This window comes from Deltaproteobacteria bacterium (assembly GCA_016875395.1).
Taxonomy (GTDB): Bacteria; Myxococcota_A; UBA9160; order UBA9160; family UBA6930; genus VGRF01.
The window spans coordinates 196725-218886 of sequence record VGRF01000004.1; the positions used below are offsets into that span (position 1 = coordinate 196725).

20 protein-coding genes and 1 pseudogene are annotated in these 22162 nt (G+C 69.7%); 10 read left to right on the forward strand and 11 right to left on the reverse strand.

The genetic code is table 11. From position 1 onward, the window contains the following. Positions 1–6 precede the first annotated feature (6 nt). Positions 7–846, reverse strand: a complete 840-nt coding sequence (locus FJ091_05545; protein MBM4382816.1) for a hypothetical protein — start codon at positions 844–846, stop codon at positions 7–9. A 23-nt stretch (positions 847–869) separates the two neighbouring features. On the opposite strand from FJ091_05545, the gene FJ091_05550 reads away from it, so the two are divergent. Continuing rightward, positions 870–2756 carry a gamma-glutamyltransferase gene (locus FJ091_05550; protein ID MBM4382817.1) on the forward strand — a complete coding sequence of 629 codons (1887 nt, stop codon included), beginning with the start codon at positions 870–872 and terminating at the stop codon, positions 2754–2756. A 93-nt stretch (positions 2757–2849) separates the two neighbouring features. Here the strand turns inward: FJ091_05550 and FJ091_05555 are convergent, their stop codons facing one another. The 7 genes and pseudogenes from FJ091_05555 to FJ091_05585 all read right to left on the reverse strand — a co-directional run bounded on the left by FJ091_05555 (position 2850) and on the right by FJ091_05585 (position 9732). Continuing rightward, positions 2850–3530 (reverse strand): response regulator, encoded by a 681-nt coding sequence (locus tag FJ091_05555; protein MBM4382818.1) that lies wholly within the window; start codon positions 3528–3530, stop codon positions 2850–2852. A gap of 247 nt (positions 3531–3777) precedes the next feature. Then, positions 3778–4560 (reverse strand): annotated as a pseudogene (locus tag FJ091_05560) (hypothetical protein). A 21-nt stretch (positions 4561–4581) separates the two neighbouring features. Beyond that, on the reverse strand, positions 4582–5445 hold the full coding sequence (locus tag FJ091_05565; GenBank protein ID MBM4382819.1) for a hypothetical protein: 864 nt from the start codon (positions 5443–5445) through the stop codon (positions 4582–4584). 54 nt (positions 5446–5499) lie between these two features. Beyond that, a complete protein-coding gene (locus FJ091_05570; GenBank protein MBM4382820.1) occupies positions 5500–6831 on the reverse strand; it encodes an amidohydrolase family protein in 1332 nt (443 codons plus the stop codon). Positions 6832–6981: 150 nt separating this feature from the next. Continuing rightward, positions 6982–7542, reverse strand: coding sequence for a response regulator (locus tag FJ091_05575; protein ID MBM4382821.1), 561 nt, complete (start codon positions 7540–7542; stop codon positions 6982–6984). Positions 7543–7677: 135 nt separating this feature from the next. After that, positions 7678–8700, reverse strand: coding sequence for a phosphotransferase family protein (locus FJ091_05580; GenBank protein MBM4382822.1), 1023 nt, complete (start codon positions 8698–8700; stop codon positions 7678–7680). A 72-nt stretch (positions 8701–8772) separates the two neighbouring features. Beyond that, positions 8773–9732: an LLM class F420-dependent oxidoreductase gene (locus FJ091_05585; GenBank protein MBM4382823.1), complete on the reverse strand. Its 960-nt coding sequence runs from the start codon at positions 9730–9732 to the stop codon at positions 8773–8775. 439 nt (positions 9733–10171) lie between these two features. Here FJ091_05585 and FJ091_05590 point away from each other — a divergent pair, with 439 nt between their 5' ends. From FJ091_05590 to FJ091_05620, 7 genes are all read left to right on the forward strand, one after another. Then, positions 10172–11245: an MBL fold metallo-hydrolase gene (locus FJ091_05590; GenBank protein ID MBM4382824.1), complete on the forward strand. Its 1074-nt coding sequence runs from the start codon at positions 10172–10174 to the stop codon at positions 11243–11245. 10 nt (positions 11246–11255) lie between these two features. Beyond that, positions 11256–12386, forward strand: a complete 1131-nt coding sequence (locus FJ091_05595) for a hypothetical protein (protein ID MBM4382825.1) — start codon at positions 11256–11258, stop codon at positions 12384–12386. Positions 12387–12453: 67 nt separating this feature from the next. Further along, positions 12454–14121 carry an OB-fold domain-containing protein gene (locus FJ091_05600; GenBank protein MBM4382826.1) on the forward strand — a complete coding sequence of 556 codons (1668 nt, stop codon included), beginning with the start codon at positions 12454–12456 and terminating at the stop codon, positions 14119–14121. A gap of 38 nt (positions 14122–14159) precedes the next feature. After that, positions 14160–14921, forward strand: coding sequence for an SDR family oxidoreductase (locus FJ091_05605; GenBank protein ID MBM4382827.1), 762 nt, complete (start codon positions 14160–14162; stop codon positions 14919–14921). 76 nt (positions 14922–14997) lie between these two features. Beyond that, a complete protein-coding gene (locus tag FJ091_05610; protein ID MBM4382828.1) occupies positions 14998–16056 on the forward strand; it encodes a phosphotransferase family protein in 1059 nt (352 codons plus the stop codon). Continuing rightward, complete coding sequence (locus FJ091_05615) at positions 16056–16532, forward strand: nuclear transport factor 2 family protein (protein MBM4382829.1); 477 nt, start codon at positions 16056–16058, stop codon at positions 16530–16532. The genes FJ091_05610 and FJ091_05615 overlap by 1 nt, the downstream gene beginning before the upstream one ends. A 9-nt stretch (positions 16533–16541) precedes the next feature. Next, positions 16542–16982 (forward strand): hypothetical protein, encoded by a 441-nt coding sequence (locus FJ091_05620; protein ID MBM4382830.1) that lies wholly within the window; start codon positions 16542–16544, stop codon positions 16980–16982. A 25-nt stretch (positions 16983–17007) separates the two neighbouring features. Here the strand turns inward: FJ091_05620 and FJ091_05625 are convergent, their stop codons facing one another. Next, on the reverse strand, positions 17008–18321 hold the full coding sequence (locus tag FJ091_05625; protein ID MBM4382831.1) for an MFS transporter: 1314 nt from the start codon (positions 18319–18321) through the stop codon (positions 17008–17010). 99 nt (positions 18322–18420) lie between these two features. On the opposite strand from FJ091_05625, the gene FJ091_05630 reads away from it, so the two are divergent. Continuing rightward, the gene (locus FJ091_05630) at positions 18421–19167 is read left to right on the forward strand and encodes a hypothetical protein (GenBank protein MBM4382832.1); all 747 of its coding nucleotides are present in this window, start codon (positions 18421–18423) and stop codon (positions 19165–19167) included. Between the two features lie 18 nt (positions 19168–19185). Next, positions 19186–19620 carry a hypothetical protein gene (locus FJ091_05635; GenBank protein MBM4382833.1) on the forward strand — a complete coding sequence of 145 codons (435 nt, stop codon included), beginning with the start codon at positions 19186–19188 and terminating at the stop codon, positions 19618–19620. 1 nt (position 19621) lies between these two features. On the opposite strand, the gene FJ091_05640 is transcribed toward FJ091_05635, so the two are convergent. Together FJ091_05640 and FJ091_05645 are read right to left on the reverse strand one after the other, a co-directional pair. Continuing rightward, complete coding sequence (locus tag FJ091_05640; protein MBM4382834.1) at positions 19622–20617, reverse strand: aldo/keto reductase; 996 nt, start codon at positions 20615–20617, stop codon at positions 19622–19624. Continuing rightward, the gene (locus tag FJ091_05645; protein ID MBM4382835.1) at positions 20614–22047 is read right to left on the reverse strand and encodes an acetyl-CoA carboxylase carboxyltransferase subunit; all 1434 of its coding nucleotides are present in this window, start codon (positions 22045–22047) and stop codon (positions 20614–20616) included. The genes FJ091_05640 and FJ091_05645 overlap by 4 nt, the downstream gene beginning before the upstream one ends. Positions 22048–22162: the final 115 nt, after the last annotated feature.

The window sequence follows — 22162 nt, forward strand, 5'->3', positions numbered from 1 at the left end:
GAGTTGCTAACTGCGCTCGGGTTCGACCAGCCAAGCCGGGAACATCTTCCACAAGGTGGTTCGGGCGTGGAAGTTCGCGTTCCGATACGCCCTCTCAGCAACATCGCGCGAGGCGGGTCCGAGACTCTCGAGCAGCGATTCGGGCGCACTCATCGATCCGCCAGTCTCGGGGAGAACCGTCCACCAGCGCGGCTCGCGATTGTCGCGCCAGCGGGAGTCGCGCTGAATCCTCAACCACTCGTCTGTGGGCCGGGGGCGAGACCGGATCGCGATGCCGCGATCTCCCTTCGCGGTGACCAGGTGATCGCCCGGCCGAATCGGTGGAGCGGCGACGCGCGCCCGTGCGACCCGACCGCGCTGCTCATCGACTCTCGCTGGGATCACGTGCTCGCGCAGAAACGCGACGCGACTCGCGAGTGAATCTGCGTTCTTGCGCGTCGCCTTCGCTTCGACTGGAAAGACGCCAGCGGTCTTCGCGCGTCCGCGGCCGCTGCGCACCGCAGCGACCCACTCGTCCATCAACTCGCAGTAGCCGTCGAGTGCATCGATGCCGTTCGGTGCGTTGTCGGTCACGAGGTACGCCGTGGGCAGATCACCCACTACGACCCAGAGAGACTCGTCCACGGCTGGATCCGCGGGCCAGATGCGAACGAGGAAGACCGCGACGACGCCTGGAATCGTGAACCCGAGATGTTCCTCGCGGACTCCGCGACACCACGGCTGCCACGAGACGTACTGGTGCGCTTCCTCGTAGGCCTCACGCAGGAACGCGGAATCGTCCTCTTCCTCGACCCCGAACAGCATCGATGAGGCGAGAATGAGCAGGCTCTCGTCGACTTCGTTCACGGCGTCTCCGGAGGTTCTTCAGGATGGCACGAGCAACGCGTTCTCTGGTGGCTGCGCTGCTGGCATTGGCGTTCGCCGTGCAGCCTGCGCTCGCGCGCACCAACAAGCCCCCGCTGCACGGTCACCACTGGGTCGCGGTCACGGGCAAGCCGCTCGCCGCGGTCGCAGGCGCGAAGACGTTCGAGCGCGGCGGCAACGCGGTGGACGCGGCGTGCGCGATGCTCGCGGCGACCGCGACGATGTGGGACGTGCTCTCGTGGGGCGGCGAGACGCAGGCGCTGATCTTCGATCCGCGCACGCAGCGCGTGATCGGCGTGAATGCGCACGGCGTCGCCGGCAGCGACGCGACCGTGGCGCACTTTCGCAAGCAGGGCCTCGCCTACCCGCCGGCGACGGGCGGAGAAGCAGCCGTCACGCCAGGCACGCCGGGCGGCCTGCTCATCATGCTCGCGGAGTACGGGAGGCTCTCACTCGCCGAGGTGTTATGGCCCGCGCTCGAGCTCGCGCGCGGCTACCCGATCGACGCCGAGACCGCGAACGCGCTGGAACGAGACCGCGCGCTACTCGCGTCGTGGCCCGACTCGAAGCGCGTGCTGCTCCCGCACCTCGATCCGAGCGACGCGTCTAAGCGCGCCGCGCCCGCAGCGGGCGAGATCTTCCGCCAGCCCGAGCTCGCGGCGACGCTCGAGAAGCTGATCGCGGCGGAGCGAGATGCGCTCGCCGCCGGGAAGTCGCGACGCGACGCGATCCTCGCCGCGTACGGGCGCTTCTATCGCGGCGACATCGCGCGCGAGCTGGTCGCCGCGGCGCGCGCGCAGGGCGCGCTCTTCACGGAGCAAGACCTCGCGCGCTGGAGCGTGCGCATCGAAGAGCCGGTGCGCACGACGTACCGCGGCGTCGACGTGTACAAGCTCACCACTTGGACGCAGGGCCCCGCGATGCTGCAGGCGCTGAACCTGCTCGAGCAGAAGGACCTGCGCGCGCTCGGCCACAACTCGCCCGACTACCTGCACGCGATCTATCAGGCGATGAACCTCGCCTTCGCCGACCGCGACTTTTATTACGGCGATCCGTACCACGGACCCGCGGAGCCGATCGCGGGCCTGCTCTCGAAGGACTATGCAAAGCGGCGCTTCGGCGAGATCGACTGGGCCCGCAACGATCCCGACGTGAAGCCCGGCGACCCCTACCCGTTCCAAGGTGCGAAAAACCCGTTCGCGCGATTGCTTCGCTCGTGGCCGCCGAGGCCTGCGCGCGAGGCGGACGGCGCGCACGGCAACCCGGCCGACCGCGCCTCGTTGCGCGCCGCGCGCGAGCGCGCGTTCATGGCGGGCACGACCTCGATTCAGGCCGCCGACGCCGAGGGCTGGGTCGTGTCGGTGACGCCGAGCGGTGCGTGGATTCCGGCGGTGATCGCAGGCCGCACAGGCATCGGGCTGTCGCAGCGCATGCAGGCGTTCGTGCTCGATCCCGCGATGAATCCATACAACGTGCTCGCAACGGGCAAGCTCCCTCGCGTCACGCTCACGCCGACGCTCGCACTGAAGGACGGCAAGCCGTGGCTCGCGTTTTCGGTGCAAGGCGGCGACACGCAGGATCAGAACCTGCTGCAGTTCTTCCTGAACGTGGTCGAGTTCGGCATGACGCCGCAGCAAGCGGCGGAGGCGCCGAACCTGGTCTCGTTCCAGATGTTCAGCTCGTTCGGCGAGCACGTCTCGGAGCCGGGCCGCCTCGTGCTGCGTGCGGACACTCCCGTCGCGACGCTCGAGGCGATGCGCGCGCGCGGTTATCAGGTGGAGACCGAGGCGAAAACCTCGGGCCCGATCACCGCAATTCTCGTCGACGCGGAGCACGGCACGCTGTGGGGCGCGGCGAGCGATTTCGGAGAGGACACCGGAATCGCGTGGTGACGACGAGGTGGGTGCGCGATCACCGAGCCGAGGATCTGCGCTCGGCTCCAAAGCGCTCGCAGCTCCGCCTCGCCTCGTCGCGTGCGCGCTCGCTCAGCGCGCCGGCGCCGCGCGCGCGGCATCGACGAGCTCGTCGAGCTTCGAGACGAGCGCTTCGGGCGCGAACGGCTTCTCGAGGAACGCGACGCCCGGTGGAATCTCGCGGCGCTCGCGCGCGAGGTGATCGAGGTGGCCGGAGAAGAGCACGGCTGGAAGGCGCGGCGCGCGACGGCGAATTCTCCCTAACAGCTCGATGCCGTCCATGCCGCGCAGCACGACATCGGACGCGACGACGTCGATGTCGGTCGCGCGCGTGAGCGCCTCCTCTCCGCTCTCGCACCCGACGACGGAGTAGCCCGAATCCGCGAGCCAGCGCGTGAGGCCGAGTCGCAGCACGGCTTGATCCTCGACCAGCAGCACGCGCGCCCGCATCGGCGGCGCCTCGGACTCGGGCTTCGCCGCGAGATCCTTCCCCGCCGCGACCCCTCCGACCTCGGGCCAGTAGATGTCGAAGCGCGCGCCGCGCCCCGGCTCGCTCGTGACGCGGATGTGTCCGCCCGTCTCGCGCACGATGCCGTAGACCACCGACAGGCCGAGCCCGGTGTTGCCGCGCTCCAGCTTGGTCGTGAAGAACGGCTCGAAGATTTTCTCGCGCGTCTCCTCGTCCATGCCGGGACCCGTGTCCGAGATCGTGAGCACGATCAACGTGTCGCCCGTCAGGGAGTCCGGCAGCACCGCGTTGGCGCGCGGAATGCGCCACCTCGATGCGCAGTGAGCCGCTGCCGGACATCGCTTCCTTGGCGTTCAGCGCGAGATTCAGCAGCACCTGGCTCAGCTGCTTCGCGCCCACGGGCGCACGGTGCACTTGGTCCGGCACGTTCCACGAAAGCGGAACGTGCTCGGTCATCAGGTGGCGCAGCGTCACCAGGTTCTGGCGCACGATCGCCGACACGTCGCAGGGATCTTCCTTCTCTCGCATGGGGCGAGAGAACGTGAGCAGGCGCGAGGTGAGATCCGCCGCCGCGCTCGTCGTGTTGTGAATCTGATCGAGGTCCGCGCGCTGCGGCGCGCCGCTGGGAATCGACCTCTCGAGCAGCTCGGTGTGAATGCGGATCGCCATCAGCTGGTTGTTGAACTCGTGCGCGAACGCACCGGCGAGACGACCGAGGGCGTCCATGCGCTGCGCCGTGCGCAGCTCGTTCTCGAGGCGCAGACGCTCGGAGCGCTCGTGGGCGAGCTCGGCGCGGACCTGGGAGAGGCGCTGGGCGTCTTCTTCGACCCGAGCGCGCTCCATGGCGAACGCGCGGCTCGAAAAGAAGACGACGGAGAGCGTGCCGGCGCAATAGAAGACCGACATGCCCCCGCCGTGCGCAAAGAGGGGGACCGTCGAGGCGAGTGCGACGAACGCGGTGTAGGCACGAAAGATCGCTGGGTCCGCGATCACCATGAGCGACGACACCGCGATCATGAACGCCGAAGCCGCGTAGAACGGCTCGCCCGGATGACCCAGGAACAGCCAATAGAGGTGCGCAGTGGCGATGAACGAGGCCGTGAAGTGCAGGTCGCGCTGCCTGATGCGCGGGTACGTGTGAGCCAGTGCGCCAGCGATCGCGAAGGCCGCTCCGACGATCACCCACAGCGCGATCGGATCACCCGGGCCGCCGGGCCCGACGAGCCACCAGAGCGGGTGCACGACGCCCGCGATCACGAAGGCGGTGCCTAGGTGATCTTGAGGGTTGAACCGCAGCGAGAGTTTGCGAGCCATCTTTCGACGGCTCGCACCCTATCACGGGACGGCGGCCCCCAACGTCGCCAACGGTTCCGCGGGCACGTCCGAGTCGAGCCAGCCGATCTCGGCGGGAATGGGAATTCCCCGTCGCAGCTCCGCGAGGACTTCGCTCGGAGTGCAACCGAGGCGGCGGAGGTCGGGGACTTGCTGGAACACGCCGAACGCGACGATCGGAAGCAGCAAGCGCGACAAGCGAAGTCCGGTCGGGGACAACGCGGCGCGCAGAAACGCCACGTGCAAGACCTCATCCGCCCAAATCTCGCGGATCAGCGCATCGAGCCGATCGCGACGGCTCGGAGCGAATCCGCAGCTCGGAAGAGCCTCTCGCAAGCGCCAGAACAGCGTCGCTCCGACGCACTCGCCCGCGAGCACGATCGCCCAGCGCACGGTGGCCTGGACCCTCTCGATGACCGCTACGAACATCCGCGTCGGAAGCGCCGGCCTCGCGGACTCGTACGAGGCGCCGGCGGTGCGACACAGCTCCGCGAGGATTCGGCAGTGGTAGCTCTCCTGCATCAGCACGCGGAGCATGAGATCCGGTGACTCGAAGCCGGGGAAGGACCCGCGGGCCTGAAAGCGGGACAGCTCGATCTCGACGCCGTAGCTCTCGCCCTCGTTCGCCTTCGTCGCAGCGAGCAGCCACTCGGACCGCTTCTGGGCGTCGCCGCTCACGTGCTCGCCCACCTCGCTGGGAGCCCACGCTTCGAGCGCCACCATCCTCTTTTCGCGCTCGGACAGGCGCCTCTCGGCGAGCTGGACTTCACCGTCCGTGGCACGCAGATGCTCTGCGTAGTCCGACAAGTACCGAGAGCGCTCCTCGGCGGACAGCGGCTTGAACGGATTCACGAAACCTCGAGACACGGGGGCCTCCTAAGCCGACAGCGCCAGCGGCGGCGCGAGGCGCTGCGCGAGCCGTTAGCCGTAGAACGCGAGCGCGTTCTCGCCTAACAAGCGCGCGGCATAGGCGTCGTCGCCGCCGGCAGCGCGCCTCGCGAGCGCGACGCAGTCCTTCAGCGTCGCGTCCCAGTGCCCGTAATCGATCGCGAGCCCGCACACGCGCTCACCGGCTTCGCCGAGCGCGGCGCGCAGATAAGAGGGCGCGGGGTCGTCAGGCTCGTACGTGAAAAAGAGCTGCCGGCGCGCGAGCGCTGCGAGCGGATCGCCGCGCAGGTTCGGGTGCTCGTTGCGGAAGGCTGCCACCTCGGCGGGCGAGGCGTCCTCGCCGCGGCGCGGCGAGAAGATCGCGAGCAGCTGCCGCGCCTTGCGCACGAAACCGCGCTGCCCGCGCGCGTCCCGCTCGCGCGCGAACTCGAGCAGGAACTCCGCGACGCTCGGCTCGACGCTCGGGTCGAAGTCGCGAACGCGCTTCTCCCAGTGCTCGTGCAGGTTGTGCAGCAGGTCGGGCAGCCAGCCCACGCCCGCTTCGAGGAAGCCGACGCGGAGCTTCGGATGCGCGTCGAGCGTGCCGTCGAAGAGCAGGCGCGCGAGGGCCATCTGCTGCATCGAGCGATTCGCGAAGACGTGGACGAGCGTGAAGCTGTCGAGCTGATCCGAGCTGCCGCCCGCGAGATACATGCCTGGCGCGGCGTGGATGCCCAGCGCGACATCGAGCCGCTCCGCCTCCGCGAGCAGCGGCGCGAAGTCCGCGTGCGAGAGGTGCTTCGGCACGCGGATGCGCGGGAACGCCTCCGGCGCATCGGGATGCGGTGCGGGCAGGCTCGGCGGAAGCGCGACGCCGACGAAGCCCTTCTCGAGCACGCAGCGCCGCAGCTCGGCGATCGCTTCGGCGGGATCCTGCAGCGCGACGTGCGCGACGGGATGCAGGCGCGCTGCGTACGGCGCGCAGTCGTCCGCGATGTAGTCGTTGTAGGCGCGGCACAGCGCGCTCGCGAGCTCGGCGTCCCCTAATGAGTTGAAGGCCAGCGCGACCGAGCCATAGATGACTTGGTGGTCGACACCCTCGCGATCCATGTGCTCGAGGCGAACGCGGTTGAAGAGCCCGCCGTGCGTCGTCTCTTCGTGATACGGGCGGAACGTTCCCTTCGCGTAGCCCTCGGGCTGCAGGAACGTGCGCCACACGAGCTCGCCCGTGCGCATGTCGCGATCGCGCAGCTCGAAGCGCTGCTCGCCATAGCGATCCCGCACGAAGCGCAGCCGCTCGCGCTGCGGAGCGTCGAGGTAGTCGAACAGAACCGGCGGGTTCTCACACTTGTGGCTGTCGGCGTCGACGACGAGCGGTCGCGGCATGCAGGGGCCCTCTCAGGCCGCTGCATCGGGCGACTCAGTTGCGCGCTTGAGATGCGAAATTGCTCATGTCGCAAGCGTTCTTGCAGATCGGGTGCGCGCGAGACGCGCCTTCGAAAGCGAAGGCGGGGAGTCGGCCGCCCGCCGCGAGCGCTAGCGCTTGGCCGGCTGGCGCAGCATCTGCTGCACGGCCTGGCGCGTCACCTGGAGGATGCGCGCGGCGCGCGTGCGATTGCCCTTCGAGATCGCGAGGGCCTGCCGGATCGCCTCGTCCCACACGCCGTTGACGAGATCCTTGAGCGGCATCTGGCCGACGGCTTCCTGAACGACAGGGGCGAGCTCCGGGGGCTCCTCCGCCGCCGCGCAGATGGCTTCCCAGATTCGCTCGAGCGAGGTCGGCTTCTGCAAGAACTGCCGCACGCCGAGCTTGGCGAGCCGGAAGGATTCCTCGGGCGTCGCGGCGCCAGACATCGCCACGCGAATCGGCGCCGGCGCAATCACCGCGGCCTGCTCGAGCACGCGGAACGCATCGCCGTCCGGCAGCATCACGTCGAGCACGACCACGTCGGGGCGCCCGCGCAACTGCGCCAGTGCCTCGCTCACGCTCCCCGCGGTGACGACCCGCATGTCGCGGCTGCGCAGGAAGCTCGCGATCGAGGTCCTCAGCGTCGCGTCGTCTTCGACAACGAGAGCGGTTCGGAACTTGCGGGCCACGCGTGCCTCCGAGTGGGTTCCACCATGGCACGCGCCGAGGCGCGCTGCCATCGCAAATTTGGCCGCTCGGCGCGCGAGCAGATTCCGCCCAGTCCGTCGAAACGCGACCTGCATCCCACTGCTTTGGGTCGCGGCTCAGCCCAACAGCTCCGCTGCGTGCTCGAGCAGCGGCGCGATCGAGAGCGCGGTGGTCTCCCAGAGTGGATCGTGGCGCTTGCCGCGGCGGTGCAGCGCGAGGTTGAAGCCGCTGATGATCGCGAACTTGTACGCCGCGAGTGCTCGGAACCAGCCGAGGTCGGGAAGCTCTTCGCCCCACGCGTCCTGATAGATCGCGACGAGCTCGTCCCCGCTCGGGAAGCCGCCGCTCGGAATCGGGCCGCCCCGCGTCTGGTCCCACGCCGCCTTCGTGTTGAACGTCGCGACCCAGCCGACGTCGTTGAGCGTCGCGCCGACGCCCGTGAGCTCCCAGTCGATCACCGCGAGCAGCTTGCCCTCGAACGAGAAGAACAAGTTCGCGACTTGGAAATCGCCGTGGAAGACGCCGACGGGCGCGTCGCTCGGGAGCGCGGCGAGCAAGCGCGAGCGCACGCGCTCCTGCAGAGCGAAGCGGCCGGGCTCCGCGACTTTCGGCATGAAGCGATCCCAGCGCTCGACGTCGTCCGCGAACGGAATCGGCGCACCGAGATACGCGCACTTCTCGCGCCACGGGATGCGGTGGACGCCCGCGAGCGCGCGCATCGCCTGCTCGGCGCAGCCGCGCAGCACCGCGGGCGCGAGCTTCGAGCCCCAGTCGCCAGGACCGAGCCGCAGCACGTCGCCGCTCAGCTTCGGCACGACGAAGTAAGGGCGTTCGAACCACGCGAGCTCCGCGCCCTCGCCTCCGCTCCACTGGACGGAGCAATGCGGGACATCCGTGCCGTCGAGCGCGTTCAGCACGCACACCTGGCGCAGCACGTCCGCCGTGCCCTGCCACTTCACGCCGGGCGGCGGAATGCGCAGGAACCACGACTCGCGCGCGCCGCGGCTCTCGACCGTGAAGCCGTACGCGAAGCCCGCGTGGCCGGGCATCTTGTGCACCTCGCGGATGCGCGCGGCTTCGTCGGAGTACTTCGCGCGCGCGAAGGGAATCAGCCTGCGTTCGAGCTCGTCGAGTTCCATGCGGGGAGCATACGTCGCTCGCGCGCGGCCCTCGCCGCGACTGCGCTCACTCCGCGCGGCGAGACTCCCCGGTCAGCGGGGAGCGAGATCCCGCGCGGCCTGGCGCGGATCGATGCCCGCCTCGATCAGGCCGATGATCGGCGTGTCGACGCCCGCTTCGTGGTAGGCGGCGATGCGCTCGCGGCAGTACTCGGGCGGGCCGTGGATGTAGAAGCGGTCGACGATCTCGTCCGTGATCGCGGCGCGCGCGCCCTTGAAGTCGCCGCTCGCCATGCGATCCCAGCTCGCCTTGAGCAGGTGCGCGTTGCCGAGCCACTCCTGCTGCGCGCGGTAGGACGGCGCAGAGAGATATGCGGCGAGCGAGAAGCGCGCGATGCGGCGCACGGCCTCGGCGTCGGTGGTGGGGCACACGAAGATGCGCGCAGCGATCTGCTTGTGCGCGCCGAACTGGCGCACGAGCGGCGCGCAGCGCGCGGCTTCTTCGGGCGTGACGAAGTTCAGGATCGCGCCGTCGCCCTCGCGACCCGCGAGCGTGAGCATCTGCGGGCGCAGCGCCGCCACCAGCACGGGCGGCACGTGCGCGAGCTTGCGGCGCAGCGCAAAGCCGCGCACCGCGAACGTGTCGTACTCGCCGTCGCTCTTCTCGCCCGCGAGCGCGCGCTTCAGGAAGCGCAGCGTGTCGCGCGTCTGGTGATACGGGCGCTCGAATTTCTGCGCGTTCTGCATCGCCACGATCCAAGGCGACGAGCTGCCGATTCCCATCACGAAGCGGCCCGGCGCCGCCTCCGCCAGCGCCGCCGCGCTCATCGCCATCAGGGCGGGACCCCGCGTTTGCACCGGGAAGCACGCGCAGCCGAGCCGCAACGAAGGTGCCCACTGCGAGGCGAGCGCGAGCGGCGTGAAGCCGTCCACGTCCTGCGCCTCGCTCGACCACGCGTCCGTGTAGCCAAGATCCGCCAGCTCGCGGACGAAGTCCGCCTGCTGCGAAAGCGGAAGCCCCTCGAGCGGAATCGTCATCGCGAGTCTGCGCATGCCACGCACGTTCGCCCCTCATCCGCAGCAAGTCCGCACGAATCACCAGACCCACGCCGCGCGAAAGACGAATCAGCGAACAAGTGGCGTGATCAGCACCACGTTCGGGTGAGAGAAAAACGCGCGGGAGGCGCGCCTCAACGGCGCGCCGGTCCGCGCCCTGCTCTCAAGAACGAGTGCGTCCAATCCGAGCAAGAGCAGCCGCGGCGGGGGCGGGGCCTGCGGAGGCCGAATCAAGCGCAGCTCGGCCGCGCTCACCGCGCCGCGCTGAGGCGAGAGGCAACGCGTTCTGCTCCCGATCAGCGATACGCCACCCGCAAGCGGCCGCCAGCGAGCCATCGGCCGCAGCAGGCCCCGCCCCCGCTGCGGCTGCGGAGCCCGCACACCACCCCTCCCTAACAGCAGCACGCGCCAGCTCGCTGTCATACCGTCGCGCGACATGTCGAAACCGCGCCGCCAAGAGCAAGAGTCCGCCCAACGCGAGATCACCGAAGTCGCCCCGAACGTGCTGCGTATGCAGCTGCCGATCCGCATGCCCGGCCTCGGCCACGTGAACATGTACGCGCTGCTCGACGAGCGCGGCTGCGCGGTGGTCGATCCCGGTGTGCCCGGCCCTGATAACTGGCGCGCGCTGAAGGACCGCCTCAAGCAGGCCGGCCTCGAGCCGCGCCACATCCACACCGTGGTGGTGACGCACTCGCACCCCGACCACTTCGGCGGCGCGACGCGCATCGCGCGCGAGTCGAACGCGCAGATCGTCGCGCACGACGCGTTCCGCTTCGGCGTGCTCGAGAGCGAAGAAGAGGACACGGACGTCTCGGTCGAGGACCTCGCTGCGCACGGCGAGAACGACGAGGCGCACCGCCAGCTCGTGCAGGGCTGGAGCCACGGCACGACGCCGTGGGGCGGACGCCGGCCGCGCCCGCCGTGGCTGATGCGCATCAAGTGGCGCCTGTTCCACGCGGTCGGCCGCTCGTTCATCCCGCAGATCTCGAAGCCGGTGAAGGCCGGCGACGTGCTGCGCCTCGCGAAGCGCGAGTTCTTCGTCACGCACACGCCGGGCCACACCGAGGATCACATCTGCCTGCACGATCCGGAGACGGGCACGTTCCTCTCGGGCGATCACGTGCTGCCGTCGATCACGCCGCACATCTCCGGCCTCACGCTCTCGCAGGACCCACTCGACCGCTTCTTCGATTCACTCGACCAGGTCGCCGCGATCGCAGACGTGAAGCTGGCGCTGCCTGCACACGGCCATCCGTTCGACGATCTCGCGGGCCGCTGCCTCGCGATCAAGCAGCATCACTTCGAGCGCCTCGAAGCCGTGAAGCAGATCGGTCGCGACCTCGGGCCGTCCACCGTGAACGCGTACATGAAGCGGCTGTTCAAGGAGCGCAGTTGGGGCGAGATGGCGGAGAGCGAGACGTTCGCGCACCTCGAACATCTCTGGCACCGCAAGGAAGCCGCGCGGCGGCGGGACTCGGACGGCTTCCTGATCTACGAAACCGGCTGAGTCTCGCGCGATGCTCACGAAGCTCGACGACTACCCCGTTCACCAAACGCCCGAGCCGCTCGCGCACCGCGCGGCGAGCGACGTGAACGCTTACGACCGTTACTGGTTCAACGGCGTCGATGCGGGCGGCGAGTTCTACTTCGGCGCGGCGCTCGGCCTGTATCCGCACCATCACGTGATGGACGCGCACTTCTCGTTCCTCGGCCCGGACGGCGTGCAGCACTCGCTGCATGCGTCGCGCCTCGCGCCGAAGGAGCCGACACATACGAGTGTCGGGCCGATCTCGCTCACCGTGCTCGAGCCGATGCGACGCCTGCGCTTCGCGGCCGCCGAGAACGAGCACGGCATCGCGTGCGATCTCGAGTTCGTGTCGCGCGCGCCGGCGCTCGAAGAGCCGCGCGCGCGCATGAAGGCGTTCGACTCGACGCGCAATCTCGTCGACATGACGCGCTTCACGCAGTTCGGGACCTGGCAAGGCTGGGTGCGCGCGGCAGGCGCGACGACACGCATCGATCCCGCGACGACCTACGCCACGCGCGACCGCAGCTGGGGCGTGCGCAGCGTGGGCGCGAACGCGCCGGCGCGCCCGACGGCGCCGCCCGCGTTCGGCTGGCTGTGGGCGCCCGTGCACTTCGGCGATGAGTGCGCGCTGGTCGGCTACTTCCAGAACCCGGACGGAACGCGCTGGGGCTCCTCCGCGATGCGCGTCGCGACGAACGCCTCGCCCGCGCTCTACGCCGACGCGCACGAGCCGGGGCTCACGCACTTCGCGCCCACCGGCGACACGCTCGAGTTCGTGCCGCGGACGCGCTGGGTGAAGCGCGGCGTGTTCACGGGCAAGACGGTCAGCGGAGAAAGCCTGGCGCTCGAAGTCGAAACGATGCGTCGCTTCAACATGAACGGCCTCGGCTACGCGCATCCGAAGTGGGGCCACGGAATCTGGCAGGGCGAGCTGAAGGTCGAGGCCGAGGTGTGGAAGGAGATCGACCTCGCGCCGGGCAACCCCTTCCACAACCACATCCACAACCTCGTGACCGCGAAGCTCGGCGAGAAGCGCGGCGTCGGTGTGCTCGAGCAGATCCTGTTCGGCCCGCTCTCGCGTTACGGCTTCGAGGGCTTCCTCGACGGCTCTCCCGCGTGACTTCGTTCGCCTCCGATGACACGGGCTGCCTGCGCGCTTCGCTTGCGGCCCGCCAAGTCCAGTGAGCATTGCGACGACACCGTTCCGCGTGCTCCCGCAGGTCACGCCCGAGAACGAGCACTACTGGCGCGGCGGCGCGCGCGGCGAGCTGTGCTTCCTGCGCTGCATCGCGTGCGCGCAGCTCGTGCATCCGCCCGCGCCGAGCTGCCCCGAGTGCCTCTCGCGCGAGCTCGCGCCGCACGCGGTCTCCGGCCGCGCGCGGCTCGCGACGTACACGGTGAACCATCACCCGTGGGTGCCCGGCTTCCCTCCGCCCTACGTGATCGCGATCGTCGAGATCGAGGAGCAGCCGAGCCTGCGCGTCACGACGAATCTCGTGAACTGCGCGGAGAGCGAGATCGCGATCGGCATGCCGTTGCGCGTCGTGTTCGAGGAGCGCGACGGCGGCGTGTTCATCCCGCTCTTTGAGCGTGATTCCGCGCCCCGCGCGGCGGCGCCCGGTGCGACTGCGCCGGCGAAGAGAGCGCGCTCGCGCCCTGCCCCGAGCGCCCGCGGTGAACGCGACGTCGCGATCACCGGCATCGGCCAGAGCGACGTGGGCCGGCGACTGAACCGCGATCCGCTCGGCCTGACCGTGGACGCATGCATCGCCGCGATCGCCGACGCGGGCCTCACGCGCGCCGACATCGACGGCCTCGCCACGTATCCCGGCATGATGGGCGGCGCGGGTTTTGCGGGCTTCAGCGGCGCCGGCGTCACCGAGGTGCAGGAAGCGCTGCGCCTCGAGCTCGACTGGTATCACGGCGGCAGCGAGACCTCCGGGCAGCTCGGCAGCGTGATCACCGCCTGCGCCGCCGTCGCCGCGGGCTACGCGAACCACGTGCTGTGCTTCCGCACGGTGTGGGAGAGCACGGCGCAGGGCGGTGGCCCGCGCCAAGGCGTCGGCGGCAGCGGCGTCAGCCATCGCGCGGGCGGGTTCATGCAGTGGGTGCTGCCGTACGGCGCGGCCTCCGCAGCGAACTGGATCGCGCTGTTCGCGCGCCGCCACATGCACGAGTTCGGCACCACGCGCGAGCAGCTCGCGCAGATCGCGCTCAACGCGCGCAAGAACGCGGCGCTGAACCCGAAGGCGATCTACCGCGAGCCGCTCACGCTGGGCGACTACCTCGGCGCGCGGCTGATCTCGACGCCGTTCTGCCTCTACGACTGCGACGTGCCGGTCGACGGCTCGACCGCGTTCGTGATCTCGCGCGCCGAGCGCGCGCGAGATCTCCGCAAGCCCCCGATCCACGTCGAAGCGATCGGCGCGGCGCTGCATGGGCGGCCCTCGTGGGACCAGTTCGACGAGCTCACCACGATGGCGCTGCGCGACGCGGGCCAGCAGCTCTGGACGCGCACGGACCTAACACCTCGCGACGTCGACATCGCGCAGCTCTACGACGGCTTCAGCTTCATCGCGCTCGCCTGGCTCGAAGCGCTCGGCTTCTGCGCGCGCGGCGAAGGCGGCGCGTTCATCGAAGGCGGCGCGCGCATCGCCCGCGACGGCGAGCTTCCGCTCAACACGAACGGAGGCCAGCTCTCGGGCGGGCGCCTGCACGGCTACGGCTTCCTGCACGAAGCCTGCGTGCAGCTCTGGGGCGAAGGCGGCGCGCGGCAGGTGCGCGATGCGAAGGTGGGTGTCGCCGCGGCGGGCGGCGGGCCGATCGGCGGCTGCCTCTTGATTCGACGGGACTAGAGAATTCGCGGCACCGTCCGCGCACACAGGGAGCACTCATGGAGATCGCAGGACGCAAGGCCATCGTGGTGGGCGGCGCATCGGGCATGGCGCGTGCGACCGCGGAGATGTTCGTCGCCAAGGGCGGCAAGGTCGCGATCGTGGATCGCCCGCAGTCGCAGGGCGCAGACGTCGCGAAGTTGTTAGGCGCGCCGTTCTTCCCGTGCGACGTGACGGACTTCGCGGGCACGGAGAAGGCGCTGCGCGACGCGCACGCGGCGCTCGGCGGCGTGCACTTCTGTCCCAATACGGCGGGCGGCGGCGTCGCGATGCGCACGCTCACGAAGGAAGGCCCACACTCGCTCGACGCGTTCCGCAAAGTGATCGACCTGAACCTGATCGCGAGCTTCAACGTGGCGCGCATCGCCGCGGAGCTGATGAGCAAGAACGAGCCCGACGAGAACGGCGAGCGCGGCGTGATCCTGATGACCGCCTCGATCGCCGCGTTCGAGGGACAGATCGGCCAAGTCGCCTACACCGCCGCGAAGGCCGGCATCGCGGGCATGACCTTTACCATGGCGCGCGACCTCGGTTCGATCGGCGTGCGCGTGATGACGATCGCGCCGAGCCTCTTCAGCACGGGGCTCACCAAGGGCATCCCCGACGCGATGGCCGACAACCTCGTGCGCGACGCCGCCTTTCCTAAGCGCATGGGCCGCCCCGAAGAGTTCGGCAAGATGGCGATCGCGATCTTCGAGAACCCGATGCTGAACGGCTCGACCATCCGCGTCGACGCGGGGCAGCGCTTCGCGCCAAAGTAGTCGGACGCGCACTGGGGACGTACGTGCACATTCGCGCGCACTTGAGACGTACGTGCGCAACTTTGGAGACCGAACGATGAGCGAGCAGGCAGCGAACGAAGTTCCGAGGGGCATCGACGCCGCGCGCGTGAGCGAGTGGTACGCGGCGAACGTCGCGGGCGCGAAGCTCCCGCTCGCGTTCTCGATCATCGCGAGCGGGCACTCGAACCTCACGTATCGCGTGACCGACGCCGCGGGCAATCGCACCGTGCTGCGCCGCCCGCCGCTCGGCGCCGTGCTCGCGACCGCGCACGACATGGCGCGCGAGCACAAGATTCTGTTCGCGCTCGCGCAGACCGACGTGCCGGTCGCCCCCGTGCTCGGGCTCTGCAAGGACGAGACGGTGAACGGCGCACCGTTCTACGTGATGAAGTTCGTGGACGGCGTCGTGCTCGACACGGCCGCCGTCGTGACGGAACACGTGCCGGTCGCGGAGCGCATGCCGCTCGGCTGGGACGTGGTCGAGGTGCTCACGAAGCTGCACCGCGTCGACATCGACGAGGTTGGACTCGGCGACCTCGGCAAGCGCGAGCAATACCTCGATCGCCAGATCCACCGCTGGCGCACGCAGTGGGAGAAGTCGAAGACGCGCGAGCTGCCGGCGATGGAGGAAGTGGGCGACGCGCTCGAGAAGCTGAAGCCGGCGCAGGTGCGCACGGGCATCGTCCACGGCGACTACCGCATCGGGAACATGCTCTCGAAGAGCGGCCGCATTCAGGCCGTGCTCGACTGGGAGTTGTGCGCGCTCGGCGATCCGCTCGCCGACGTGGGCTTCCTGATGAACAACTGGGCGGAGCCCGGCGAAGAGAACTCCCCCACCGCACGCGGCGCCGCGCAGTCGCCCACCGTCACGGGCGGCTTCCCCACGCGCGCGCAGTTGTTGCGTCGCTACGAGGAACTGACCGGCGCGAGCACCGCGGGCGTCGACTACTTCCGCGCGTTCCAGTACTGGCGCCTCGCCGCGATCGTCGAGGGCGTGATGGCGCGATACATCAAGAACGTGATGGGCAAGCAGGCGGACGTCGGCGCGTTCAAGGCGCAGATCGACGGGCTCGCGGCGTCGGCACAGGCGGCGGTGCGCAGGCTCGGCGCCTGATGGCGGCGAAGAAGCGCGCCGCAAAGAAAAAGCCAGCGCGCGCAAAACCGAAGCGCGCGGCGAAGCAGCCCTCGCTCGCAGCCCGTAACAAGGCGCTCGCGCGCCGCTTCGTCGACGCGATCTCGCGCGCCGACGTCGACGCGATCGTCAGCGCCTACGCGGAAGACGGCACGTGCTGGACGTCGGGCACGATGCCGATCTCGGGCACCTTCACGCGCGACCAGGTCGCCGCGGCGTCGCGCGGCGTGCTCACCGTGTTCCCCGAAGGACTGCGCTTCACGATCCACGCGCTCACGGCAGAAGGCGATCGCGTCGCGATCGAGGCCGAGAGCTACGGGAAGCACGTATCGGGGAAGATCTACAATAACAAGTACCACTTCGTGCTGCGCGCCCGAGCCGGCAAGATCGTCGAGTGGCGCGAGTACATGGACACGATGCACGCGAACGACGTGCTGTGCGGGGGCGGCGGCGCGTAACTCTAGGAGGTGAGCGTCATGATCCAGCGCTCTATCCGATTCCTCGCAGTCTTAGCTGCGCTGGTCTCTCCGCTCGCCACATCAGCCCAGGTAATCCTGGACTCTGGTGTTCCCCTGTCCGGGCTCTCGAAGCTCGAATTCGCCGTCCTCGGAGCGCCGTGCGGGGAGGAATGCGAGACGATCAAGAAGAGGGGAATGAGGTTACTCGCCGCACAGGGTATCGAGGTGATTCCCCAAAACTCCGACAGGTCGTCGGCTTCCCCCAAGCTGTTCGTCGTGCTCTTCCCCGAAACTGTGCAGCTCCTCTTGGGGGAGAGAGTCACGTTCGAGAACGGCCATGTTGGGTTCGCGTTCGTGTGGCAACGCCATGACATGCGAAACGACGCGGCGTCAACCGCACAAGCATTGCTGGCCGACTTCGTGGCGTCGTGGTCTGAGGCGAATAGGTGAATCGCGCTGACTCGGTTCGCGCGCGTCAATACGGCGTCGGGGCCTCATCGAGCGCTCGCAGCCGCTCGCGGTGCGGCGTGAGATCGAAGCGCGAGATCAGCACGAACGCGAGCGCGAGCAGCGCCGCCATCGCGTAGAACTGGCCCACGACGCCGAGCTGCGGGGCCACCAGCGCGAACGCGACCGCGCCCAGCGAGCGCGCGAGGTTCGAGAGCGACATGTAGATCGCGAACTGGGAGGCGGCGACGGGCGGCCAGCACACCGCCATCGAGCACGAGATGAAGCTCACGAACACCATCTGCCCGAAAATGCTCGCGATCACGTACAGCGCGATGACGTAGGCCTGACTGCCCCAGAGCGGCTGTGTCGTCGCGAAAACGAGTACGACGGCGAGGTTGAGCGCGATGCCGAGCATGAAGAAGCGCTTCGCGCCGTAGCGATCGATCCCCGGACCGATCGCGAGACCGAGCGCCGCGATCGCGATGCCGAAGCCCCCTTGCATGCTCGCGTAGCCCTCGGCGCTGAAGCCGAGCGTCTGGGTGGCGACCACCGGCAGCACCGAGATGGCGATGCCGTCGCGCAAGCGCACGAAGCACTCGGTGAGCAGCACGACGAGGCCCATCGGCAGTAACAACACGCGGCCGAGGCCGCGGAAGATGCCGGCGAAGGAAGCCGGCGCGCGGATCGCTGCGGGCGACGCCTCACCCGCCGACCAAGGCAGCGCGCGTTCGCCGGGCCGCTCGCGCGTGAGCAGCACGAGCGCGAGCACCAGCGCGACCGCGCCCGCGGCAGTGAGCGCGGCTGCGCCGAGCCCGAAGCGCGCCAGCAGCAGCCCCGAGAGGATGGAGAACGAGGAGAAGCCCGCGGCCTGCCCAAACGCCATGAACGCGTTCGCGCGCCCGCGCTCCTCCTCGGGCAGGAGGTCGATCGCCATGCCGTCGGTGGCGACATCCTGCAGCGCGCTGCACGTGGTGACGAGCACCCCGAGCGCGATCACGAGGGGAAGCTGCGCGAGCGGGTCGGCGACGAGCGCGAGTCCTGCGAACGCGAGCGTGAGCCCCGCCTGCGCGCCGAGCACCCACGGCCGGCGCCGCCCCATCGCGGGAAACGAGAAGCGGTCCATCAGCGGACCGCTGATCAGCTTCAGCCCCCAAGGCAGCCCGATGATTCCCTGATAACTCGCGATCTCCGCGACGCCGAGCCCGCGCTGCGCCAGCCACGCCGGCAGCGCGATCGTGAGCAGCCCGATCGGCACACCCTGCGCGAAGTAGAGCGCCGTGAAGGCGGCGAAGCGCAGCGGGCGCGAGGAGGCGAGCACGAGCGGGCGCATCGGCGGCATCGTGGCACGGCGACCTCTCGCGTGCGCGAGCAATGCGTCCGAGGTTTCTCTTCCCTCGCCGCACGCGCTCGCGCAAGATGTTGAGAGGAGGCCCTCCGCATGACCGCCTTCGACTACGGCGCATCGCCGGACCCGATTCGCGCCGATCTCGCCGACGCCCACCGCAAGGCGTGGGCGCACATCGCGCGGCCCGGCGCGTGGCTCGCGGGCGCGGAGCGCGTCGCGGTCGTTGAGGAGACGCGGCGCGCGCGTTCGTGTGCGCTGTGCGCGCGGCGCAAGGCGGCACTCTCGCCGTACGCCGATGCCGAGCAGCACGCGGCCCGCGCCCCACTCGAGGCGGCGCTGGTCGATGCGATCCATCGCGTGACGACCGACGCGTCTCGGCTCACGAAGAAGTGGTTTGACGGGCTCGCGGCGCAGGGCGTGACGAACGAGCGCTACGTCGAGGCGCTCGGCGTGGCGGTGCTCGCGATTAGCGTCGACGCGTTCCAGCTCGCGATGGGCTTTGCGCTCGAGCCGCTGCCCGCGCCCGAGCGCGGAGACCCGACGCGCGCGCGGCCAGCGGGCCTAACCAGCGGCGAAGCCTGGGTGCCGATGATCGACCCTGCGCAGGCCGGCTCCGCCGAGAGCGACCTCTTCTTCAAGAGAGGCCCGCTGCGCGCGGCCTACGTGATGCGCGCGCTCACGCTCGCGCCGAACGAGGTGCGCGCGTGGATGGAGCTCTCCGCAGCGCAGTACCTCTCGCCCGCGCGCATGACGCGCCTCGACACCGGGCGCGCGATCGATCGCGCGCAAATGGAGCTCGTCGCCGGCCGCGTCTCGGCGCTCAACCACTGCTTCTATTGAACAACCTCGCACGCGCTGATGCTCCGGGCGAGCGTCGAGGCGAATCGAGGTGAAGTCGACCTGCGTGCGATCAGCGAGGGCGCGAAGGACGACTCGGTCGGCGTCGCGCAGGCTGCCGAGCTGACGGCGTTCGCCGAGGCCGCGCTGCGCGGCGACGCCGCTGCGCTCGCGAGCGCGCGCGATGCCCTGCGCGCGAAGGCGGGCAGCGCGCTGGTGGTCGACGCGGCGGGCGTGATCGGGAACTTCGAGCGCATGACGCGCATTGCCGACGGCACGGGTATCCCGCTCGACCCCGCACCGATGCTCGCATCGAGCGACTTCCGCGCCGCGCTCGGCCTCGACGCCTACGCCAGCGCCGCGAACACCGCGCCCGCGCCGTGGTGGCGCCGCGCGATGACACCGCTGCTCGCTCCGGCGGCGAAGAGAGTGATGGCGGGGTTCATGCGGAGGTGAATCACTCCCGATGATTCACCACGCTCCCCGCGCGGAACTGCTGCAGGAACTCGTGCGGGAAGCCGAGCTCGATCTTGCTGGCGTCGTCGAGCCGCTGCTTCACTTCGGGTGATAGGGAGAACTCGAGGCAGCCGAGGTTGTCGTCGAGCTGCGCGCGCGTGCGGGCGCCGACGAGGGGCACGATCACGCCCTGCCCTTGGCGCACCCAGTTGAGCGCTACCTGCGCCGGCGTGCGGCCCAGCTCCTGCGCGACCTTGATCACTTCGCCCGCGATGCCGAGCGCGCGCTCGCTGACGAAGCCGCGCAGCTTCGCGCGGCCCGCTTCGGCGGGGTTGTTGTTGTACTTGCCGGCGAGCACGCCGGAGCCGAGCACGTCCCAGGGCGTGATCGTCAGGTCCATCGCTTTCGCCATTGGGAGCAGCTCGCGCTCGACGGCGCGGTCGAGCAGCGAGTAGCGGATCTGCAGGCCCACGAACGCGCTCCAGCCGCGCAGCTCCGCGAGGGTGTTCGCGCGCGCCACCTCCCACGCGGGCGTGTCGGAGACGCCGACGTACAGCACCTTGCCCTGGCGCACGAGGTCGTCGAGCGCGCGCATCACTTCCTCGATCGGCGTGGTGAAGTCGCGCGCGTGCACCCAGTAGAGATCGATGTAGTCCGTGCGCAGGCGCGAAAGGCTCGCGTGCACCGAGTCCATCATGTTCTTGCGGTTGTTGCCCGCCGCGTTCACGTCGCGCGAGCGCGTCGCGCCCGTGTACTTCGTCGCGAGCACGATGCGCTCGCGGTCGCCCGCGAGGAACTCGCCGAGGAACGTCTCGCTCGTGCCGCCGCTGTAGATGTTCGCGGTGTCGATGAAATTGCCGCCGGCCTCGCGGAAGCCGTCGTAGACGCTGCGGCTCTCGGCCTTGTCCGCGCCCCAGCCTTGAGTGCCGAACGTCATCGCCCCGAGCGCGAGCTCCGACACGCGCAGGCCGCTGTTGCCCATGAGTCGGTACTTCATCGGGAATCTCCTGAGTCGCGCTCTGCGCGCGGGTTGCGGATGCGGCCCTTCGCCAGCTCCAGCGCCTGCAGCAACTTGTTACGGATCTCGCGCGGATCGATCACGTCGTCGGTGCCGAGCGTCGACGCCATGCGCCACGCGCCGGCCTTCTGCTCCGCTTCGACGCGCGCTTGCTCCTCGGCGCTCAGCTTCGCGCTCTGGCCGCCGGGGCCGGCGGGCATCGAGCTCATCGTGAGGTTCGGAAACGAGACCTGCAGCGTCTGATGGTCGAACGGGTTGTGCGCCATCGTGGTCGAGCCGAAGCCGAACGCTTTGCGGAACGTGACGTGGATCTTCGGCACGCGGAGGCGGCGCTCGGCGCGGAACATCTTGCCCGCCCACTTGAGGATGCCCTCGCGCTCCGCCTTCGTTCCCGCCATCACGCCGGGGTTGTCGGCGAGGAAGATCACCGGGACGTTGAAGCGGCCCGCCGTCTCGAGGAAGTCCATCGCCTTGATCGCGGCGGCGCTGTCGACGGAGCCGGAGCGTACCCACGGGTCGTTCGCGACGAGCGCGCAGGACTGCCCGCCGACGAACGCGAAGCCGACGATCAGAGACGCGCCGTAGGCCGGCTGCACCTCGAAGAAGCTGCCGCGGTCGACGACGCGCTCGATGACGCGGTGCATCTTGTACGGCTTGCGATCGCTCGGCGGAATCAGGTCGAGCATGTCGTCGACGAGGCGCGGCCCGGTGTCGGGCCCTTCGCGGTGCGGCGCGGCGCCATGACAATTCGACGGCAGATACGAGAGATATCTGCGCGCGAGCGCGACGGCCTCCGCGTCGTTCTTCGCCACGTTGTGCACGGTGCCGGCGATCTCGGCGCAAACTTTCGGGCCGCCGAGCTGCTCCTTCGTCACGTCCTCGCCGAGCGCGGCCTTCACGAGCGGCGGCCCGCCGGTGAACATCGCGCCGGCCTCACTCATGATCGTGAAGTCGCTGAGCGGCGACGTGAGCGCCCCGTGCCCCGCGCTCGCGCCGAGCACGAGGCACACCATCGGCACGCGCCCTGACAAGTCCGCGAGCGCGAGCAGATCGTTCGGCGCGCGGCCGTGTCCCCCGGTGTCGGTGAGGCGATGGCCGGCGCCGTCGAGCATGAACACGAGCGGCACGCGCTCTTGGTGCGCGAGGTCGACGGCGCGGTAGCGCTTCGCTGCGGAGCCGGGACCGATCGAGCCGCCCAGCACGGTGAAGTCTTCGGCGGCGCCGACGACGCTGCGGCCATCGACCTTGCCGAAGCCGGCGACGAGCGCGTCCGCGGGCGCCCCGGTGCCGCCGGTGAGCCCGCCGAACTCGACGAAGGTGCCCGCGTCGAAGAGCGCGGCGAGGCGCGCGCGCGCGTCGAGCTTCCCGCGCGCGGTCATCAGGCGCGCGACGCGCTCGTCGCCGCCCATGCCGCGCGAGATCGCGCGGCGGCGCTCCAGCTCGTCGAGGATCGGCTGCCAGTCGTCGCGATTGCTCATAGGCGCGCGACGGTAAGCCGGGGGGCGGGCGGGTGGAAGCACTGCT

What these genes read in the sequence shown, in the direction of transcription:
- FJ091_05550 (MBM4382817.1), top strand. Translation starts at nt 870, where the DNA reads ATGGCACGAGCAACGCGTTCTCTGGTGGCTGCGCTGCTGGCATTGGCG.
- FJ091_05570 (MBM4382820.1), bottom strand. Translation starts at nt 6,831, where the DNA reads ATGCCGCGACCGCTCGTCGTCGACGCCGACAGCCACAAGTGTGAGAAC.
- FJ091_05580 (MBM4382822.1), bottom strand. Translation starts at nt 8,700, where the DNA reads ATGGAACTCGACGAGCTCGAACGCAGGCTGATTCCCTTCGCGCGCGCG.
- FJ091_05585 (MBM4382823.1), bottom strand. Translation starts at nt 9,732, where the DNA reads ATGCGCAGACTCGCGATGACGATTCCGCTCGAGGGGCTTCCGCTTTCG.
- FJ091_05590 (MBM4382824.1), top strand. Translation starts at nt 10,172, where the DNA reads ATGTCGAAACCGCGCCGCCAAGAGCAAGAGTCCGCCCAACGCGAGATC.
- FJ091_05595 (MBM4382825.1), top strand. Translation starts at nt 11,256, where the DNA reads ATGCTCACGAAGCTCGACGACTACCCCGTTCACCAAACGCCCGAGCCG.
- FJ091_05605 (MBM4382827.1), top strand. Translation starts at nt 14,160, where the DNA reads ATGGAGATCGCAGGACGCAAGGCCATCGTGGTGGGCGGCGCATCGGGC.
- FJ091_05610 (MBM4382828.1), top strand. Translation starts at nt 14,998, where the DNA reads ATGAGCGAGCAGGCAGCGAACGAAGTTCCGAGGGGCATCGACGCCGCG.
- FJ091_05615 (MBM4382829.1), top strand. Translation starts at nt 16,056, where the DNA reads ATGGCGGCGAAGAAGCGCGCCGCAAAGAAAAAGCCAGCGCGCGCAAAA.
- FJ091_05625 (MBM4382831.1), bottom strand. Translation starts at nt 18,321, where the DNA reads ATGCCGCCGATGCGCCCGCTCGTGCTCGCCTCCTCGCGCCCGCTGCGC.
- FJ091_05630 (MBM4382832.1), top strand. Translation starts at nt 18,421, where the DNA reads ATGACCGCCTTCGACTACGGCGCATCGCCGGACCCGATTCGCGCCGAT.
- FJ091_05635 (MBM4382833.1), top strand. Translation starts at nt 19,186, where the DNA reads ATGCTCCGGGCGAGCGTCGAGGCGAATCGAGGTGAAGTCGACCTGCGT.
- FJ091_05640 (MBM4382834.1), bottom strand. Translation starts at nt 20,617, where the DNA reads ATGAAGTACCGACTCATGGGCAACAGCGGCCTGCGCGTGTCGGAGCTC.
- FJ091_05645 (MBM4382835.1), bottom strand. Translation starts at nt 22,047, where the DNA reads ATGGGCGGCGACGAGCGCGTCGCGCGCCTGATGACCGCGCGCGGGAAG.